The sequence below is a fragment of the Nitrospirillum bahiense genome, from assembly GCF_007828025.1.
In the GTDB taxonomy this organism is placed as follows: domain Bacteria; phylum Pseudomonadota; class Alphaproteobacteria; order Azospirillales; family Azospirillaceae; genus Nitrospirillum; species Nitrospirillum amazonense.
Window position 1 is genome coordinate 32182 of sequence record NZ_VITO01000030.1, and the last position, 18647, is coordinate 50828.

Below are 18647 nucleotides of genomic sequence, written 5' to 3' on the forward strand. Positions count from 1 at the left end.
GGCGCCGGCGATGGGTGCCGGGGATCATGGCGTGCGGCCCTTGGCGACACAAGCGGGATGTGGCGCTGGCGCATCCTGTCGCGGGGTATGGTAGTGTCGATGCGGCAAGCCTTTGATGGATTGAGCCAAAGCGCAATGGCGTCCCGCGTTCTCGGCCTATTGGTCTTCCCCGTCCTGTGCCTGGCCGCTCCAGTCCGGGCGGCGGATCTCTATTCCGGCGACGGGCTGGATCTGCGCTGGGACAACACGGTGCGCTACACGGTGGCGGATCGTATCGGCCCTCGTAAGGGGGCTTTGCTGACCAACACCAACTGGGATGACGGTGACCGCAATTTCGGCCCGGGCCTCGTCTCCAACCGGCTGGATCTGCTGTCGGCCCTGGACCTGGGCTGGGGCGAATGGGGCATGCACGCCAGTGCCGCCGCCTGGTACGACACCGCCTATCAGGGCCGGACGGATGACGCGGATCCGCAGGCCATCAACGCCTCCACCGCCACGCCCGGCCACTTCGCCCCGGCGGTGCGCGACCTGCAGGGCCAGCACGCCGAAATGCGCGAGGCCTTCGCCCATGGCGCCTTCACCCTGGCCGGCATGCCGGTGTCGGTGCGCGTGGGCCGACAGGCCCTGGTGTGGGGTGAAAGCCTGTTCTACGACACCAATTCCATCGCCGCCGCCATGGCGCCGGCGGACTACAGCCGCGCCGTGGGGGGCCCCAGCGCCTATACCAGCGACATCTACCGGCCGGTGGGGCAGGCGGCGGTGACGGTCCAGCCCTGGCCCGAGGTGGCCTTGTCCTTCTATGACCAGTTCGAATGGCGGCCCACGCGCCAGGCGGGCAGCGGCAGCTATTTCAGTTACCTGGACTATCTGGGCGCCGGCGCCGACCGCCTCTATGTCGGGCCCGGCCGCTACCTGGCCCGCCAAGCCGACCGCACGCCCGATGCCGATGGCCAATTCGGCGTGTCGCTGCACGCCACCGTGGACGGGGTGGATTACGGTCTTTATGCCCTGCGCTACAATTCAATGGACCCGCAATATGTCGTCGGCCCCGACGGCGACGCCTCGGCCCCTGGCGCGGCCGGCTATTACCGCCTGGTCTATCCCGGCAGCGTTCATCTCTATGGCGCCAGTTTCAGCGCATCCCTGGGCGATAACACCGTGACGGGCGAGGTTTCCGCCCGCCATAACATGCCGCTGGTGCTGCCGCCGCCCTTTGTGAACGGGCCGGTGACGGACCGCTATGCCGCGTACGTCCGGGGTGACATGGTGCACGGCCAGTTGTCGCTGACCACGGCCCTGGGCCGGTCCAGCTTGTGGGACAGCGCCGACGTGAATGCCGAGGCGGCGGTGGACGATGTGGTCGGCGTTGTGCGCGACGATGACGGCAACCAGTGGCATCAGGTCGCCACCAAGGCCCGTGTACTGTTCGAGCCGCACTACTTCCAGGTTCTGCCCAACCTGGACCTGACGGTGCCATTGGGCCTGGGCTACAACATCACCGGCCACAGCCTCAGCTACTACGCCCAGAACGCCGGTGCCGGCGACCTGACGGTGGGGGTGACGGCGACCTACCGCAGTGTGTGGAAGGCCAACCTGACCCTGACCCATTACATCGGCGCGCCCAGCCAGCAACTGCTGGCCGACCGCGATTTTGTGGCCCTGGGTCTGGAGCGGACGTTCTAGGTCATGGAGCGCAGGCGCGCGGGCGTCAGGATGTCGGTCGTCCCGCCATCCAGCAGGCGGGCCACCTTGGCCACCACCTCATCCGCCGCCTGGGCCTGCATGTCCACGCTGCCGCCGGCGATGTGGGGCGTCAGGAAGACATTGGGCAGCCGCCGCAAGGGGTGGCGGGGCGGCAGCGGCTCTTCCTCAAAGGTGTCCAGGCAGGCGAAGACGTCGCCCCGGCGCAGGCGGTCCAGCAGGGCCGTGGGTTCGATCAGGCCCCCCCGCGCCACGTTGATCAAGACGGCACCAGGGCGCAGGCGAGCCAGTTCGGCCGCCCCCAGGGTATGCCGGGTGGCGGGCGTCAGGCCCCGGTGCAGGCTGACGATGTCGGCCGCCAGCACTTGGTCCAAGGCGGCGGCGCTGGCGCCCGCCTGGCGGATGTCCGCCTCGGCGGCATTCTCGGACCACACCAGCACCCGGGCATCGCAGTCGACCAGCCGCCGGGTGAAAGCGTGGGCGTTGGCACCCCAGCCGACCAGGCCCACCGTGGCGCCGGTCAGGTCGCGGGCTTGCGGCGGCCGGCCGCGCCCGTCGCCGCCCAGGCGCGCCTTCATTTTCTGCGCCAGGGGTAATAGGCCCAGGCGCGTTAGCGTGGGCTTCAGCCGCCGGGCCAGGCCGCGCAGACCTCGGAGCGGTGGCACCACTCCCCAGCCGCCGTCACGCATGACCGCATTACCCTGGAAGGCACGGCGGCGGCCCAGGATGGCCAGGCCCAGGGCGAATTCCGCCACGCTGTCGGCGTGGGCGTCGCTGGCGTTGACCAGGGCCACGCCCCGGGCCAGCAGGTCGTCGGCGCCGAAACGCGCCACCGACAGGCCGGCGACGCCCACCACGGCCAGATTGGGCAGGCGGTCCAGCAGGTCCGGCGCCAGTGGCGGGGCGCCCCGGCCCAGCAAGGCGGCCACCACGTCCGGCCGCGTTTCCGTCACGTCGCCTGGGGTGGCCAGGCGATAGCCGGCCAGCAGGGGCGACAGGGCGGCCCCCCAATGTCCGTCCACCAGGATGATGCGTTCCGCAGGCGCGGGCGCGGTGGCCGCCGCCGCCAAGAACGGGGGGACGGCACCGATGTGTCCGCGCTCGATCAGGTCACATAGGTGCAGGGATGGGACCAGGGCGGCCAGGCTGTGCGGCGGCTCCGTCCCCGTGCGGATGGCGTCCAGGAAAGCATCGTGCTCCAGGGCGAAGCTGGTCATGCCGCCGGGGAAGGCGGTGGTTAGGGGGCGGCCATCCGTCTGCACGGTCAGCGCCGTCTCGGTGACAGCACAGCTTTCGCCGGCGGCATGGAAGGCGTAGTCCTCGCGCCGGCACCCGGCGGCGTTGTCGCAGAGGAAGGCGGCCTGGGCGCCGCCCGGCCAGCGCATCAGGGCGCTGAAGGTCTCACCGGAAACGTGGGCCGCGAGGTGGTCCGGCAGGCCCCCCATCATCCACAGCAGGGCGTCCAGGGCATGGATGCCGTTGGCGCTCAGCCAACTGGTGGCGCCGAAGCCCGGCGGCTGGCCTGCCAGGGGCTTGTGAAACACCGCCTCCGCCTGGCGCCATCCGGCCAGACCGGCGCGAGCCCGGGCGGCGCGCAGCGAGGGGTAGAAGCGGCGGTTGTGCCCACCCGCCGCCACCAGTCCCCGGGCGCGGGCCAGGTCGGCCATGGCCTGGGCCTGTGCGGCGCCGGGCGCCACCGGCTTTTCCACGAACAGATGCTTGCCCCGGCGCAAGGCCCTCATTCCGTATTCGTAATGAAGCTGGGCACTGGCGTAGATGTGGACGGCGTCGATGTCGTCGCGGGCCAAGGCCGCACCGGCATCCCCGGTGCTGGCGCCAAAGCCGAAGGTGGCCGCCGCCGTGTCCGCCCGCCCCCTGTCCAGGTCGCAGACCAAGGCGAGATCCACCAGCCCCCGATCGCGCAGGGCGGCCAGCACGGGCAGGTGCACATGGGTCGCCATCGGGCCGGCGCCGATGACCAGGACCCTCAGGGGCGGGATGGGGATCGCGGAAGACATCACCCCTGAAGACGGATGGCGGCGCCCGCTTATTCCCCACCCGGTGAAATATATAGTTGCGGTAGCCAACCCCGATTTGTGCCAAGAAATCAGCGCGTAATCAGGGATTCCTCATCATCATGCACAAGCGTGGCGCAGGGCGTGAGCTGGCCCGGTCGGCCTGGGATTTTTTCCGGGAATTCCGGGCCCACGCCGGCGGCGACGGGCTGAAGGCCGCCATCCTGATCATGCTGGGCGCGGGACTTGAGGGCGTGGGCCTGGTGCTGCTGGTCCCCCTGCTGGATCTGGTGGTGGGGGGAGACCGTGGGGGTTGGGCAGCGGCGCTGGCGGGGCGTTTGCCGTGGCGGTCCACCGGCGACGATCCCCTGGCCCGGCTGCTGCCGCTGCTGGCCTGCTTCGCCCTGCTGGTGGGCCTGAGGGCGGTTGTGCTGTGGCACCGGGACGTGTTGCTGGCCACCCTGCGCATCGGCTTTGTCGAGGCACAGCGCACGCGGCTGGTGGCCCGGCTGGTCGCGGCACCCTGGACGCGGCTGTCGACCCTGCCGCATGCCCGGGTTAACCACCTGCTCAGCAGCGACATCATCCTGACCGGCGCCTGTGCCCATTTCATGCTTCAGGGCGCCACCTCCCTGTTTCTGCTGCTGGTGCAGTGGGGGCTGGCCTGCCTATTCTCCACCCCCCTGGCGGCCGTCACCGGTGTGCTGTTGGCGGTGGCCACCCTGGCCCTGCTGCCGCAACTGGCGCGGTCGCGCCGCTTGGGGCGCGAGGTGGCCGACGCCAATCTGCACCTGGCCACCAGCGGCGCCCAATTTCTGGGGGGCCTCAAGCTGGCGCTCAGCCAGAATATGCAGCAGCGTTTCGCCGATGAGTTCAACGGCACCCTGGGCCGGCTGATGGGCCGCCAGGTCGCCCTGACCCGGGAACAGACCAAGGCGCAGTTGGCCTTCAGCACGCTGGCGTCCCTGGCGGGGGCCGCCGCCATCGTGGTGGGGGTCTGGGCGCTGGACGTGCCGCCGGCGGTGCTGATCGTCTTCGTGCTGGTGCTGGCGCGGATGAGCGCGCCGGCCGCCCAGTTGCAGCAGGGCGCCCAGCAGTTCGCCAACTTCCTGCCGTCGTACGAGAAGATCCGGGCGCTGGAGGCGGAGCTGGCCGGCGGCGTGGCGCCGGTGGCGGCCGAGATGGCGGACGGTGGCGCTTTCGCTGGCCCGCAGCCCATCCGCTTCCACCAGGTCAGCTATCGCCACCCCGGCGGCGACCGGGGTGTGTCCGGCCTGGACTTGACCCTTGAGGCCGGCAGCTTCGTAGGGGTGACGGGCGCCTCGGGCGCCGGCAAGACCACCTTCGCCGATCTGTTGGTCGGCCTGACGGCGCCAGATACCGGCACCATCACCGTGGGCGACCGCGCCCTGGCCGGTGCCGCGCGGCGGCAATGGGCGGCCGCCATCGCCTATGCGCCGCAGGACACCTTCCTGTTCCACGACAGCATCCGCGCCAACCTGGCCTGGGCCAACCCCTCGGCCAGCGAAGCCGAAATGCGCGCCGCCCTTGGCCTGGTGGGCGCCGGCGCCCTGGTGGACCGCCTGGAACAAGGACTGGACACGGTCGTGGGCGCCCAGGGCGGCCTGCTGTCGGGCGGGGAGCGCCAGCGCTTGGCCCTGGCCCGCGCGCTGATGCGTGAGCCGCCCTTGCTGGTGCTGGACGAAAGCACCGGCGCCATCGACATTGCGGGCGAGCGCGCGTTGCTGGCCGGCCTGGCGACGCTGCCGTGGCGGCCCACCATTGTGCTGATCGCCCACCGGCGGGAAAGCCTGATGCTGTGCGACCGTGTCCTGGAATTCGCCGAGGGCCGTGTCATCGCCGACCGCCGAATGGGCATGCCCGACGCTCAGGCGTCGGCCCACAGGGCGCGGTAGCTGGCGGCGATCGCCTCCAGCCGCCGCAGGCCGGCGGCCAGGTTCGGGATTTGGGCGGCACGGCGCGATGGTGCCTTGGGCAGGGCGGCCAGCGTGGGGATCAGGGCATCCAGGTCCGCCACCACCCGGGCATGTCCCGCCTCCGCCAGGTGGCCGAAGGGGCCGGTGGCATCGGCGCTGAGGAACAGGGCCGGCACACCGAAGAGTACCGCCTCCGCCGCCACGCCGGAGGCCAGTGACACCACGGTGTCCATATGGCGCAGCAGGGCCGGCAGCGGCAGGGCCGAGGCGGGATCGATGCGGATGTTCGGGCCGCGCAGCGCCAGCAACCGGGCATGGCGCCGGTCGTCCCCGGGGCCGGCGGCGGGGTGCCGGCGGATCCACCAGCGCCATTCCGGCGGGCCCGCGGCGATGCGGTCGGCCACGGCATCCCAAACGGCGGACGGACCGGTGGTTTGCAAGGCCACCAGGATGTCGCGCTGGGCGTCGCCGCCGGCGGCCTGGCGGAACCGTTCGTCCCAGGCCCGGGTACGCGGGTCGGCATCGTCGAGAAAGGGGCCCAGGCGGGGATGGCCGCCGGCCAGGGCCTGATGCCAATGCCCATCCGCCCAGGCGCTGATATGGGCGGCATCGGCCGGGTCCCAGGTCCAGAACAGCGCGGGCAAGGTGGTGTAGCCTTCGGTGCCGACGCCCGCCCAGCCATAGGCCTTGTGCCGCCCGCCCTGGGGGCAATGCTGCACATCCACCGACAGGATGCCGCGCCGCCGGCAAGCGAGCGCCAGGGCGGATCCCAAGCCGGCATACCAGGTGGTGGTGAAGGCCAGGCGCGGCCGGGCGATGTCCAGCACCAGGCCCAAGGCCTGGGCCCGGGCGCGCAGCCCCATGGCACGCCGCGCCAGGCGTTCCGGCCGCAAGGAGGGCGCCGGCACGCCCTGGCGGGCCAGGAAGTCCACCACTTCAGCATGGTCCGGCAGGTCCAGCGGCGCGCGGACCAGCGGGGCCAGCGCCTGGGCGGCGCTTGTGATCAGGTCCACCGCCAGGGTGGGCCGGCGCCAGGGCGTACGCCGGCCGGGTTGCAGGTGCAGGTAGCGCGCCCCGTCGCCCTCCAGCTCCGCCATGAGGGGTTCGCCATAGCGATCCTCCCAAGCGCCGTCGATGCACTCCACCGACACGCCATCGCCCAGGAACAGGATGTCGGCCCGGTGGGGCCGGAGGATGACGTTGTCCCGGCGCCCCAGCGTCGCCAGCGGGTGGGCCAGGGTGCGCAAGCCGCGCACGACCCGGGATGGCCGGCCGGCCTCAGGGTCGGCCACATGCTGGCGGTAGAGGTCCAGGTACAGGTCCATGCGCGCCAACGGCCACAGATGGGCGTCGCCGCTGGTCCAGCGGCTGACGGCGAAGCGTGCCTCGATCTCCGCCACCAGGGCCAGGTACTGGGCGTGGAAGGGCGTCGCCATGGCCGCCTACCGGGCCGCCAGCTCATCCATGCGCGCCTGCCACGCCGCCTCGATCTTCAGGCGCATCTCATCCCACATGCTGTGAGACTCTCGGGTGGAGCGGGTCCAGGCGCCCTTCAGCCGGTCGGTTTCATTGAAGCGGTGAATCTTGCGCCGCGCCTCCAGCCCCTCCAGCGCGCGACCCAGGGGGCTGGCCAGCAGCCATTCCCCGGCGCGCTTCAAGGCCGTGGTGTAGGGGACGCAGTTCAGGCTGTCCCCATGGACGTCCACGGGCGGCGCCCCCACGGCGTTGGGCAGCCAGTCGGCCGTCCAGGCGTTGGCCTCCCGCACCGTCTCATACACGTCTGGGCCATACAGCGGGATCATCTGGCACAGCTCCTGCGCGTCATAGAGGCTGCGGCGCGCCAGGGGCAGGGCCGCCAGCGACAGGAAGGTGTTGGGGCAGAACAGGCCGTTCGCCAGCTTGGCGTCCATCAGGGCCAGCAGGCGGCAAAAGGCGCGCGTGCGCCACATGGTGCCGGCGTCGGTCACCAGCAGGAAGTCGATGTCGCCATTGGGGGGGAAGTTGCCGGCGGCCAGCGAGCCCGTCATCGCCACCATGCGCACATTGGGCAGGCTGGCCAGGAAGCGGGCATAGCGCCGCGCCGTCGGCCATTGCCGGCGCGACAGCTCCCGCCGGGTACGGCGGATGGCGAACAGGTCGGTCCGGCCGCGCAGGGCGTGATAGGTGCCGTCCGTTTCCAGGTGGCGGGCCAGGGCCGGGCCGCCCAGCGCGTGCTGCACGTCGCCCGGCGTGCAGCGGATGCCATGCAGATAGCGGTGTATTTCAGGCACGGACACCGGGAAATGGAAAATATCCCGATAGGCGATCGTCGAGTAAATCGCCGTTTCCAATTTATTCATCGTAAGGACGACGGTCATGAAATCCCCTGTCGGCCGATCAATATCGGCGTCCGCACATTTAGATTATTTATTTTAAAAGGCGCATTGTTTATTTTATCTGTGCTGGATATGCTGCGCCATCGATGTTTGATTTTTGGTGGGTCATGGCCATCCGGCACAAGGTCGTTCTTTACAATCCTGCGGCTGTGTTTCACACCATGCCGCTGGGCCTGCTGGCCATCGGCTCCAACCTTGATCCCGCGCGCTTCGACGTGCGCATCATCGACGCGCGGATCGAGGCGGACCCCTTGGACGCGGTGCTGCAGGCCATCGATGGCGCATTGTGCTTTGGCGTCACCATGCTGACCGGCCGGCCGCTGGGCGACGCGCTGGCCATGCTGCGGGCGGTCAAGCAGGCGCGGCCCGACCTCACCACCGTGGCCGGCGGCTGGCATCCCTCCCTGTTCCCGGTGGAGACGCTGGACGAACCCAGCATCGACATCACCGTAGCGGGGCAGGGCGAGCGCACCTTCGCGGAGATCATGGATCGTCTGGCCGAGGGCGGTGATGTTGAGGGCATCGCCGGTGTCGCCTACCGCGACGGCGACCGCGTGGTGCGCGCCAAGGCGCGGCATCTGGAAAGCCTGGACGCCTTCGCCCCGCCCAACTTCGACCTGATCCGGGTGGAGCGATACTTCGAGCTCAAGGGCCGGCGGCAGCTGGACTACATCGGCTCCATCGGCTGCAACTTCCGCTGCGCCTTCTGTGCCGACCCCTTCGTCTATGGCCGCGACTGGAAGGCGACCTCGGCCAGCCGCATGGGGGTGGAGATCGAAGCGCTGTGGCGCCGCTATCGCTTCACCGACCTGAATTTCCAGGACGAGACCTACTTCACCCACCGCCACCGCGTGGCCGACATCTGTGAGGAATTCCTGCGGCGGGGGCTGGATTTCACCTGGGCGGGCACCATGCGCGCCGACCAGGGCGTGCGCCTGCCGGACGAGATCTGGCGCCTGTGCGTCCAGTCCGGCCTGCGCCGCGTGCTGGTGGGGGTGGAGACCGGGTCGCACGAGATGATGAAGCGCATCAAGAAGGACACCACCATCGATGCCATCCTGGAGACGGCGGCCAAGTGCCGGCAGCACGATGTCGCCGTCATCTTCTCTTTCATCGTGGGCTTCCCGGAGGAGACGGAAGCGCAGGTCGAGGCGACGCTGGGCCTGATCAAGACCCTGCGGGCCATGAGCCCCAAGTTCGAAACCCCGCTGTTCTACTACAAGCCCTATCCCGGCTCGGCCCTGGCCGCCGCTGTGGCGGACCAGACGCCGCGCACCCTGGACGACTGGGCGCGGTTCGACTATGTGGCGGGGCCGGCGGGCACCTGGGTGCCACCGCATCTCTACCGCCGCATCGAGCGCTTCAAGTTCTACAACAAGTATGCCGCAGGCACCGCAGCCACTGGTCAAGGTGCCGGCCGTCTGCTGCGCCGGGTGGCGCGCTGGCGCATCGACCACGACGTCTACGCCGCCCCGGTGGAGAAGTTCCTGGTCCAGCATCTGCGCCCCGAGCCCTCCCTATCCTGAGGCCTGTTCCGCGTCGACCAGGGGGGCGCCGGCCGGCGCGTCCCGCGTCGCGGACTTGGGCCGCAGGGCCATTTCCCAGGCGCGCTCGAACCCCGCCGGCGACAAGGCGCGGCGGACGAACGCGGCCCCCTTGCGCGCGGCGTCGGCCCACAGGTCGGCATAGGCCTCAGGCTGCGTCAGGTAGGGGCCCCATTGGTCCTCGGGCAGTGTCAGGGGATATCCGGGTGCCCGCAGCCCTTCCATGGCCGTGCGGTTGCCCAGCACGGGGCAGCCCCAGGCCCAGGCCTCCGCCACCTTGGTCTTGATGCCGCCGGCCACCAGCGCCGGCACCAGGGCGATGCTGCCGGGCCGGTAAACCTGGGCCAGATCGTCAGCATAGCCGTGCCAGCGCACGCCGGGCACATTGGCCAAGGGGCGGGTCTGGCGGCCGTGGATGTGCAGCGGCGTGGCCGGCTTCAGGCGGCGCCACTGATCCAGCAGGAAATCGATGGCCGTGCGGTTCTGCAGCTGCCGGTCGCTGCCGATGAAGACGAAGCGCAGGGGCGCATGGCCGTGCCCCCATGGCTCCGCCCGCAGGGGCACGCCGGGCGGGATGGCGCGCACCACCGGCGGCCCGTCCTTGGACAGGGCATCCGCAGGGGCGTGCCGGCACAGCATCTGCCGTTCCACCGGCGACAGCAGCACCGTGGCGCTGGAGGCCAGCATCACCTCCCGCTCCGCCGCCGGCAGGGTGCGGGCCTCATAGGCCGTCACCAGGCGGGCCAGCGGCCCTTCCGCCAGGCGGCGCGCCCAGCGGGGAAAGTGCGGGCCGACGTGGCCGGTCAGCAAGGGCAGGCGGTGGTGGCGCAGATAGGTCATGCGCCGCGACATCAGGTCGTCGAAGTCGGTGACGATGTGCAGGTCGGGCAGGGTGCGCCGCAGGGTGCGCAGCAGGGTCTGGCAGCGCACGGTGTCGAGGTAGACGGCATCGAATGCCCCAGCAGCGATGAGCGCCGCCACCCGCTCCGCCTCCCGGGGGCCGGCGTACAGCAGGCATTGCAGGGGCGGCGGGCGCCCGCTCGCCAGGCTCGCCAGCCAGGCGGCAGCGGCGCCCAGACGGTCGGCCCTGCCGCCCTGCAGCACGGAATGCAGGGTGATCACCTCCACCGTATGCTGGCGGCGCAGGGCCACCAGGATGTGGCCCATGATGGGGGTGCGGCCGTTGCGCTGGGCCAGATCGCGGGTCGTCACGAAGGCGATCCGCAAGGCGGGTCTGGAATGGCTGTCCATGGGTCTACCTGAGGCGGGCGCATCCCATGTGCGCCTATCCCCAGGACGGATGGCGGTGCCGGTCTATTCCCTGACTTGAGGCAAATGATTCATGGCGCAGCAGAGCGCCAGGGGGATCCACAGGCCGGCATCGACGAAGGTGTCCTGGTTCAGGAAGCTGAATCCTAGCGCCGCGGCGCTGGCCAGGCGGAAATAGCGGTGGAAGGCATCGTGCGGCCGGCCGCGGAACAGCTGGCGCCAGAAGAAGACGATGAACAGGGCGAAGCCGACCACACCGGTTTCCGACAGCAGGCGCAGGAACAGGTTCTTGGCATTGCCCTTTTCTGGCGAATTGGGGTCCAGCCAGCCGATGCCTTCCTTGGCCCCCTGGGTGAACAGCTGGGTGGCGAAGGCCCAGTCGGGAGCGTATTCGCCGAAATAGCGGTAGTTGTTGCCCAGGGACACGCCGAACACGGGATGGTCCAGCCAGGTCAGACCGGCGGCCTCCGCCGCGGCGAAGCGGCCGGCCAGGGCCAGGGCGTCGGTGACGCCGGTGGCGACATCCCCGCCGGCCAGGCTGTTGAGGTCGGCGGATTCCGTCAGATAGGCGATCGGCCCCATGACATAGGTGGCCCCCGCCCCGGTGCCCAGGCCGCTCATGACCACCACCGCGCCGCCGCCGGCCACCAGCACGCCCAGGAAGGTGGCCGCCGCCAGGATGCGGCCGCGCAGGGCGGCGAGGAAGACGCTGAGCCCCAGCATGGCGACGATGCAGGCGAGACCGAAGCGGGAGCCGGAGAACAGCAGGCCGCCGATGGCGACGGCGAAGCCGCCCGCCAGCCGCAGGGCGTGGCCGGGCAGGGCCGGCAGCCCCACCCCCTCCTGCCGCGCCATGGCGCGGGCGATCAAGGCGGGGATCAGCAGCACGATGATCTGGGTGGCCAGCCACGACGGCTCGAACGTCATGCCCTGGGCGCGGTTGACCAGGCCGTCATAGCGCACGGCGATCAGGTCGGTGACAGCCTGGACGATGCGCAGCAGCTCCCCATGCTGGGCCATGGCCACCACCTGCACCCCCGCGAAGGCGATGGACACACCCATGCCGATGAACAGGAAGCGCAGGGTCATGCGGATGTCGGCGGCGTTGCGGATCTGCAGCCGGGCCACGACATAGAAGGCTAGGCCCACGCCCCATGTCAGCAGGGCGCGGACCAGGCTGTCCAGCGGCGTCTGGCCCTTGAAGGCGTCCGGCGGCTGGACCATGACCACGCCCAGGCCGCTGACGACGATGTAGAGGGTGAACAGGCCCAGGGCCGCGAAGCCGTCGCCCACCAGCCGGGGCCGCTGGCCCAGCACCACCAGGCGGTAGGCGGCCAGGATCAGCAGCAATGCTGCCGGCACGATGGCCAAGGGCCGGGCCAGCGTGCCGTTGCCGAAGGGCAGCAGCGGCGTGGCCGATACCGGCACGCACAACAGCAGCACCTGCCACAGGCGTCGTTCAATGGGCTGTAGCGGATCGGCCGTCATGATGACGCCAGGGCGGGCCGCGCCACGGTCAGGGGTCGCAGGCGCAGCAGATACACGAGACCCACGGCGGCCCGGAGGGCGCCGGCGGCCACCGAGGCGATGCAGGCACCGCCGAGGCCCAAGCGCCAGGTGAGCCAGCTGCCCACCGTCAGGCCGAACAGGGCGGGGTAGAGCTGCATGCGGAAGACGGCGCCGCTGGCACGATAGCCGCGCAAGGCGGCGCTGAACAGCGTCGCCGCCAGATAGCAGGCGTAGGCCAGCGCCAGCAGGCGCAGCTCCCCCGGATGCGCGGCGTAGGCGCTGTCGCGGCCATAGAACATGCGTGCGGCCCAGGTGGGCGCGGCCAGGATGACCAGGAACAGCGGCCCGACCAAGCCGCCCGCCACCAACCCGCGTTGACCCACCAGGCGCAGCAGATCCCGGAAGCTCAAGGTGTCGCGGGCGCGCGCCACCTCCGGCACCAGAACGTTCTCCATGCCGAAGATGACGGGGCTGGCCACGGCCACGACGTTGGCCAGCGCCACCAGGGCAGCGGCCCCGGGCGCATCGTCGTGCCAGGCCAGCAGCCACAGGAACCATTGGGTGGACAGGGCCGCCAGCAGGTTGGCGCCCAGCACCGGCGCGCCCAGGCGCCAGTGGTCCGCCATTTCCGTCCGCAATCCGCTGACGGCGGCTTGCCCATTCCGTCCCAGGTGCCGCGCCGCAGGCAACGCCGCCAGGGCCGACGCGGCGGCGACCAGCAGGAACACCCCCCCGATGGCGAGGTTGGCGCGCAGGGCCCACACCGCCACCAACGGTCCCAGGTAGCGCAGGGTGTCCAAGGCGATCAGGGGTATGTGCCGGCTTTCCGTCAGCAGGGCGCGCCGCACCACCTCTTGCAATTGCCAGCAGACCAGGGCGGCCCCGGCGGCCGGAAGCAGGCCCAGGTGGCCGACACTGGCCGTGGCGACGCCCAGCAGGGGCAGGAAGGCCAGGGCGCAGAGGGGCGTCAGCAGCAGGGCCACCGCCAGGGGCCGGCCGCCGGGGGCCGGCCGCACCGACAAGGGGTAGGTCACCAGCGCCTGATGCAGGGTATTCAGCACCAGGATGAAGGACAGCACCACGGAATAGGCGCCGTATTCCGCCGCCGGCAGGCTGCGGGCCAGCGTCACGTTCAGCGCGAAATTGCCGAAGCTGACGATGGCCTGATCGGCCAGCCCGCCGGCAAGTCCCAGCCCCGTCCTTTTCACTGATGCACCCGATGCGGTGAAGGCCTTCGAAGTGGGGGCAGAGTGGTCCGGCCGCGCGTCGCGGGAAAGCACTATATTTTTCCGGAATTGGGGAATATCGGCCGGCCGCCATCCGTCGTTCTGCCAGGTTTCAGGCGATCGGGGGCGATGACGGTGGGTGTGGATACTCCAGATTTGGCATGGGCCGGCCGCACCGTCCCCGACGGCGCGTCCGATAGCGCCTGGGTGCCGCGCGGCCAGGGGGGCGACGGGCTTGGGGGCGATGGCCTGGGCCTGTTCCTGGGCCGCCTGCGCCGCCACTGGTTCCTGGCCGCCTTCCTGTTCCTGGCCAGCGTCGGCGCCTCCGTCGCGGCCGCCTTCCTGCTGCCCTCCTACTGGCGGGTGGAGGTGCTGGTGATGCCGGTGTCCAAGAGCGGCGCCGGCTTCAGCAACTTGGACCTGGGCAGCGCGTCCGGCCTGCTGGGCGGCCTGGGTGGGCTGGGTGGTGTCGCCGGCCTGCTGGGCAAGTCCTCCTCCTCCAACGAGGATGAGGCCATGGCCGTGCTCGGCTCTCGTGAGCTGTTCGACACCTATGCCACCCAGCAGGACCTGCTGCCCATCCTGTTCGCCAGCAAGTGGGACGCGGCGGCCAAGCAATGGAAGGTGCCGGCGGACGAGGTCCCCACCCTGCGCCGGGGTTTCAAGCTGTTCAACCGCAGCATCCGCGACATCACCCTGGACCGGCGCAGCGGCATCGTCACGCTGGCCATCACCTGGAAGGACCGCGACCTGGCGGTGCGCTGGGCGCGCGACCTGATCGCGCTGACCAATGCGCAATTGCGGGACCGCGCCCTGGCCGACGCCAACCGCAACCTGGCCTATCTGCGCACCGCCATGGCCAACGCCCAGAAGGAAGGCAACAGCAACGCCCTGAACGCCGCCCTGGTCAGCGCCTACGAACGCACGCTGCAGAACTACATGTACGCGACGGGGCAGACGGAATTCGCCTTCCGCATCATCGATCCGCCCACCGTGCCCGACGTGCGCGAACGGGTGTGGCCCAACCGACCCCTGTTTCTGGCCCTGGGCGTCATCCTGGGCGCCCTGCTGGCCGCCGGTGGCGCGCACTTGCGTGGCCGGGCTGTGGGGCGCCGCTGACAAATGCGCGCGTCCAAGATCGCCATCCTGGTCCCCAGCTACAACGGCGGCACCCTGCTGGCCGAAACGGTGGCCTCCGCCGCCCAGGCCGGCCTGCCGCCGGACAGCTATGAGATCGTGGTGTGCGACAACGCCTCCACCGACGGCAGCGCCGATGCCCTGCCGGACCGGGACGCGCAAGGGGCGGCCATCACCTTGCGCCGCAATGTCCAAAATCTTGGCCGTGTCGCCAACTGGAACCGCGCCGTCGAGGTGGCGGAGGAAATGGGCTTCGGCTTCGCCCTGTTCCTGATGGTGGGCGACCTGGTGCATGGGGCGGGCCTCACCAAGCTGCGCGACCGCATGGTGGCCGCCGGGGCCTGCCTGGGAATCGCCAGCTACGAGATCGTGGATGAGGCCTTGCGGCCCCGGCGGGTGGCCCGGCGCATCCTGTGGCGGGGCGCCATGGGCCTGTCGGCGCAGGCCTTCCTGGTCCAGTCGCTGGCCAGGGGCGCCATGCTCTACGGTCCCCTGGGCGCCAACCTCTATTGGCTGGGTGGCGGCGCGCATCTGCGCTTCGACCCGTCGGACGAAAGCCACACAGACCAGTTGGCCACCGCCGTCTTCACCCGCGTGGCCGGGGGCGGCGTGGTCTATCTGGACCAGCCCATTTCCCGCTGGCGGGCCCGGCCCGGCCGCTTCCACAGCGGCATGGAACCCCAAGGGCGGCTGGCCAGCGATGTGCGGGTCATGGAATGGGCCTGCCAGGCCGCCCGCGTGGCGCCCGATTACCCCAAGATCCGGGCCAGCCTGTTGCTGCGCGGCGCCTGGCTGACCCGGGGCGACCTCAGGGGCGCCTGGGCCTTGTCCGGCGCCCTGGTGCCGGCCGCCCCCTCCTGGACCTGGTTATTCCGCCTGCTGTGCCGGCAGGCGTTCCACAAGACACCCTGGCTGGTGAAGGCCTGAAACGATGACGAAAAGAATTGGGGCGACGATGAGCGCGGGCCGGAAATGGGCCCGCCATGCCATGCTGGTGGCGGCGCTGGCCTCCAGCGTGACGCCGGGGTTGGCGCAGGCGCAGGGGCTGTCGCAACTGCTGGGCGGCGGCAATGGCAACGACCTGACGGGCGACCTGCTGCGCACGGTGCAGCAGCGGCTGACCGGCCAGTCCACCATTCCCTCCCTGCAGCCCGACGTGCAGGTTCAGAACCCCGCGGTTCAGCAGGGCCCCCAGGTCTATGGCCCGCCCTCGGCCATCGAGCGGCTGATGAGCGCCCGCGCCGGCCAGCCCATCCGCCAGTACGGCTATGAGGTCTTCGGCCGGGGGGCGCCGGTGGTGGTGCGGCAGAGCGGCGCCCTGCAGGACGGCTATATCCTAGGCGAGGGGGATGAGATCGTGCTGACCCTGCGCGGGCAGCAGAACGCCAGCTATCGCACCCGGGTGGACCGCGACGGGCGGGTGGTGTTCCCCGGCTTGCCGCCCGTCGCGGCGGCCGGCCGATCCTTCGGCGGCTTCCGGGAGGATCTGGAGGACGCGGCCGGGCGCGCCCTGACGGGGACGGAGGTGCTGGTGTCCGTGGGCGCGGTGCGCCAGATCGCCGTGCGCGTGACGGGGGAGGTCAACTCCCCCGGCTTGTTCAACCTGTCCGGCCTGGCCACCGCCATGGATGCCCTGTCCCTGGCGGGCGGTATCAAGAACACGGGCTCCCTGCGCGACGTGCAGGTGGTGCGGGGCGGCCGCAGCTTCCGCCTGGACCTGTACACCCTGCTGATGGGGGACGCCGCCGGCCGCGATATTCCGCTGGCGGAAGGCGACCGCATCGTCGTGCCCTTGCAGACCAGCGCCGTGGCCGTCGTCGGCCAAGTGAAGCGGCCCGCCATCTATGAACTGCCGGCCGGGCAGCAGGCCACGCCGCTGTCGGCCCTGATGGCTATGGCGGGGGGCACGGAGGTGCGCGGCAGCTACCGCTATTCCATCCTGCGCACCCGCGACGATGGCAAGCGCGAGATGGTGCAGGTGGGTGCCGGCGGCGGCGCCACGGTCCATGACGGCGACGTGGTGTTCGTGGCGCCCACGGCCGACATCTCGCTGGCCAAGGTGGAGTTGCGCGGCGCCACCACCCTGAACGGCAGCTATCCTCTGGAAACGGTGCGGTCCCTGCGCGGCCTGCTGGCCTCCAGCGACATGTTCGCGCCCGCGGTGGGGCGGCCCTTGCCCTATCTGCTGGCCGACGCCGTCATCCGCCTGGATCCGGCGACCTTGCAGCGCACCGTCATCCCCTTCGCCGTGTCCGACGTGCTGGAGGGCAAGGCCGACGTGGCCCTGCAGTCTAACGACGTCGTCTACATCACCAACGTGGCGGAGATGCGCTACATCGCCCACAAGGCGGGCGACCTGCAGCGCAACCCGACCCGCAAGGTGAACGACCATCCCGACCCGGTGCCGCCGCCGCCGGTGCCTGATGCCAACGCCGCCCTGCAAGTCCAGGCGTTGCCGCCCGGCCTGGCGGCGGATCCGCGCCTGGCGCAGCTGGCGGCCATACAGGGCATCCAGCTGCCGGCCGGCCAGCCGGGCGGGGCCGGGCAGGGTGCTGCCCTGCTGGCCGCCAACCCGGCCTATGCCGCCTACGCCGCCAACCAGCTGAGCCAGCAGAACCCGGCGCTGCAGGACCAGGGCCCGCCCAAGCCGGAGGAGGAGCGGCTGAACCCCGGCATTGTGGCGCCGCCGGATATTCTCACCGCCCAGGACGGCAGCACCGCCCGGGCGGATGACGATCAGGACCAGACGATGACCCTGCCGGCCGGTGCCGGGCCCCTGAGTGCCAGCCAACTGGGTGTCAGCCAGGCCCAGCATTCCCGCCGGCCGCCCCTGCGCCTGTTCGTCGGTCTGGATGACGATACCCGCCGCCTGCTGGTCGGCACCCTGACCAACTACCACGTCACGGTGGTGGGCGAGGTCAACAACCCCGGCGATTTCCTGGTCATGCCCGGCGCCACACTGGATAAGCTGGTGCAGGCGGCGGGCGGCCTGACGCCCAAGGTGGATCTGCACGCCTTCGAGGTCACCTCCGCCGATATCGACAATGCGTCCGGCCTGTCGCGCACCGTGCGCCACAGCTATGGCCTGCCGGTGGCGCAGTTCGCGCAGGTGGCGCTGAAGCCCTTCGATCGCGTGCGCTTCAACCCCGTCTTCTCCGACCGCGACACGGGCGACGTCACCCTGTCGGGCGAGGTCAAGTTCCCCGGCGGGTATGAGATCTTGCGTGGCGAGCATCTGTCGTCCGTCCTGGCGCGGGCTGGCGGCTTCACCGACGCCGCCTACCCGGCCGGCGTGGTCTTCCTGCGGCAGTCGGTGGCGGAATCCCAGCGCGACACCCTGCAGAAGGAGGCGGATGCGCTGGAGCGCCAAATCATCTCCATCGTCGGCAATGTCAGCGGCAAGGTGCAGGTGACGGATGGGGAAATCGCCTACGTCACCCAGATGATCGGCCGTCTGCGCCAGGGCATCGGCCCCGCCAGCGGCCGGGTGGCGGTGCATGTCGACCCGAGGGAGATTGCGGCCCATCCGGAACTGGACCTGGTGATGGAGCCGGGCGACCAGCTGGTGGTGCCGCGCCAGCCCAGCGCCGTGGTGGTCTCGGGTGAGGTCATGGCCCCGGGCGGCATCCAGTTCCGCGGCGACCGCAGCGTGGACGACTACATCGCCATGGCTGGCGGCATGACAGAGATCGCCGACGACGACCATGTGTTCGTGGTGCAGCCAGACGGCTCCGCCATCCAGGTGGACGGTGGCGGCTGGCTCTCCAGCCCGCCAAAGCTGGCGCCCGGCTCGGTCATCGTGGTGCCGCGCAAGCTGCGCCACTTCACCTGGGACAGCATCCTGATGGACATCATCCAGGTCACCAGCCAACTGGCCATCACCGGCGCCTCGCTGGCCGTGATCTCAAAGTAGGCCCACGGGGAATAAAGGGCC

12 protein-coding genes are annotated in these 18647 nt (G+C 70.6%); 6 read left to right on the top strand and 6 right to left on the bottom strand.

Features of this window, described 5'->3' with window-relative positions:
* The first annotated feature begins 135 nt into the window (after positions 1-135).
* Positions 136-1683, top strand: a complete 1548-nt coding sequence (locus tag FBZ88_RS27810) for a DUF1302 domain-containing protein (RefSeq protein ID WP_186464634.1) — start codon at positions 136-138, stop codon at positions 1681-1683.
* Here the strand turns inward: FBZ88_RS27810 and FBZ88_RS27815 are convergent.
* Positions 1680-3719: an NAD(P)-dependent oxidoreductase gene (locus tag FBZ88_RS27815; RefSeq protein ID WP_145620249.1), complete on the bottom strand. Its 2040-nt coding sequence runs from the start codon at positions 3717-3719 to the stop codon at positions 1680-1682. The genes FBZ88_RS27810 and FBZ88_RS27815 overlap by 4 nt on opposite strands.
* A gap of 119 nt (positions 3720-3838) precedes the next feature.
* On the opposite strand from FBZ88_RS27815, the gene FBZ88_RS27820 reads away from it, so the two are divergent.
* Positions 3839-5632, top strand: a complete 1794-nt coding sequence (locus FBZ88_RS27820) for an ABC transporter ATP-binding protein (protein WP_145620250.1) — start codon at positions 3839-3841, stop codon at positions 5630-5632.
* On the opposite strand, the gene FBZ88_RS27825 is transcribed toward FBZ88_RS27820, so the two are convergent.
* On the bottom strand, positions 5605-7089 hold the full coding sequence (locus FBZ88_RS27825) for a hypothetical protein (RefSeq protein WP_145620251.1): 1485 nt from the start codon (positions 7087-7089) through the stop codon (positions 5605-5607). The two genes, FBZ88_RS27820 and FBZ88_RS27825, sit on opposite strands and share 28 nt — an antisense overlap.
* Before the next feature lie 6 nt (positions 7090-7095).
* Positions 7096-8010: a nucleotidyltransferase domain-containing protein gene (locus tag FBZ88_RS27830; protein WP_145620252.1), complete on the bottom strand. Its 915-nt coding sequence runs from the start codon at positions 8008-8010 to the stop codon at positions 7096-7098.
* A 125-nt stretch (positions 8011-8135) separates the two neighbouring features.
* Here FBZ88_RS27830 and FBZ88_RS27835 point away from each other — a divergent pair, with 125 nt between their 5' ends.
* Positions 8136-9554, top strand: coding sequence for a B12-binding domain-containing radical SAM protein (locus FBZ88_RS27835; protein WP_186464635.1), 1419 nt, complete (start codon positions 8136-8138; stop codon positions 9552-9554).
* On the opposite strand, the gene FBZ88_RS27840 is transcribed toward FBZ88_RS27835, so the two are convergent.
* From FBZ88_RS27840 to FBZ88_RS27850, 3 genes are all read right to left on the bottom strand, one after another.
* Positions 9546-10784 (bottom strand): glycosyltransferase, encoded by a 1239-nt coding sequence (locus FBZ88_RS27840; protein WP_145620254.1) that lies wholly within the window; start codon positions 10782-10784, stop codon positions 9546-9548. The genes FBZ88_RS27835 and FBZ88_RS27840 overlap by 9 nt on opposite strands.
* 102 nt (positions 10785-10886) lie before the next feature.
* Positions 10887-12329 (bottom strand): O-antigen ligase family protein, encoded by a 1443-nt coding sequence (locus FBZ88_RS27845; RefSeq protein WP_145620255.1) that lies wholly within the window; start codon positions 12327-12329, stop codon positions 10887-10889.
* Positions 12326-13558, bottom strand: coding sequence for an MATE family efflux transporter (locus tag FBZ88_RS27850; protein WP_145620256.1), 1233 nt, complete (start codon positions 13556-13558; stop codon positions 12326-12328). Before FBZ88_RS27850 ends, FBZ88_RS27845 begins: the two co-directional genes overlap by 4 nt.
* 147 nt (positions 13559-13705) lie before the next feature.
* Between FBZ88_RS27850 and FBZ88_RS27855 the strand changes: the two genes are divergently transcribed.
* Genes FBZ88_RS27855 through FBZ88_RS27865 form a run of 3 tightly spaced genes read left to right on the top strand, consistent with a single transcriptional unit; the run spans position 13706 to position 18626 of the window.
* The gene (locus FBZ88_RS27855) at positions 13706-14695 is read left to right on the top strand and encodes a GumC domain-containing protein (protein WP_145620257.1); all 990 of its coding nucleotides are present in this window, start codon (positions 13706-13708) and stop codon (positions 14693-14695) included.
* Between the two features lie 3 nt (positions 14696-14698).
* Positions 14699-15640, top strand: coding sequence for a glycosyltransferase family 2 protein (locus FBZ88_RS27860; RefSeq protein ID WP_145620258.1), 942 nt, complete (start codon positions 14699-14701; stop codon positions 15638-15640).
* Between the two features lie 28 nt (positions 15641-15668).
* Entirely contained in the window at positions 15669-18626 is a 2958-nt protein-coding gene (locus FBZ88_RS27865; protein ID WP_186464636.1) for an SLBB domain-containing protein, read from the top strand.
* Positions 18627-18647: the final 21 nt, after the last annotated feature.

Coding starts and splice junctions, on each gene's coding strand:
- FBZ88_RS27810 (WP_186464634.1), top strand. CDS start 136: ATGGCGTCCCGCGTTCTCGGCCTATTGGTCTTCCCCGTCCTGTGCCTG.
- FBZ88_RS27815 (WP_145620249.1), bottom strand. CDS start 3,719: ATGTCTTCCGCGATCCCCATCCCGCCCCTGAGGGTCCTGGTCATCGGC.
- FBZ88_RS27820 (WP_145620250.1), top strand. CDS start 3,839: ATGCACAAGCGTGGCGCAGGGCGTGAGCTGGCCCGGTCGGCCTGGGAT.
- FBZ88_RS27825 (WP_145620251.1), bottom strand. CDS start 7,089: ATGGCGACGCCCTTCCACGCCCAGTACCTGGCCCTGGTGGCGGAGATC.
- FBZ88_RS27830 (WP_145620252.1), bottom strand. CDS start 8,010: ATGACCGTCGTCCTTACGATGAATAAATTGGAAACGGCGATTTACTCG.
- FBZ88_RS27835 (WP_186464635.1), top strand. CDS start 8,136: ATGGCCATCCGGCACAAGGTCGTTCTTTACAATCCTGCGGCTGTGTTT.
- FBZ88_RS27845 (WP_145620255.1), bottom strand. CDS start 12,329: ATGACGGCCGATCCGCTACAGCCCATTGAACGACGCCTGTGGCAGGTG.
- FBZ88_RS27855 (WP_145620257.1), top strand. CDS start 13,706: ATGACGGTGGGTGTGGATACTCCAGATTTGGCATGGGCCGGCCGCACC.
- FBZ88_RS27860 (WP_145620258.1), top strand. CDS start 14,699: ATGCGCGCGTCCAAGATCGCCATCCTGGTCCCCAGCTACAACGGCGGC.
- FBZ88_RS27865 (WP_186464636.1), top strand. CDS start 15,669: ATGAGCGCGGGCCGGAAATGGGCCCGCCATGCCATGCTGGTGGCGGCG.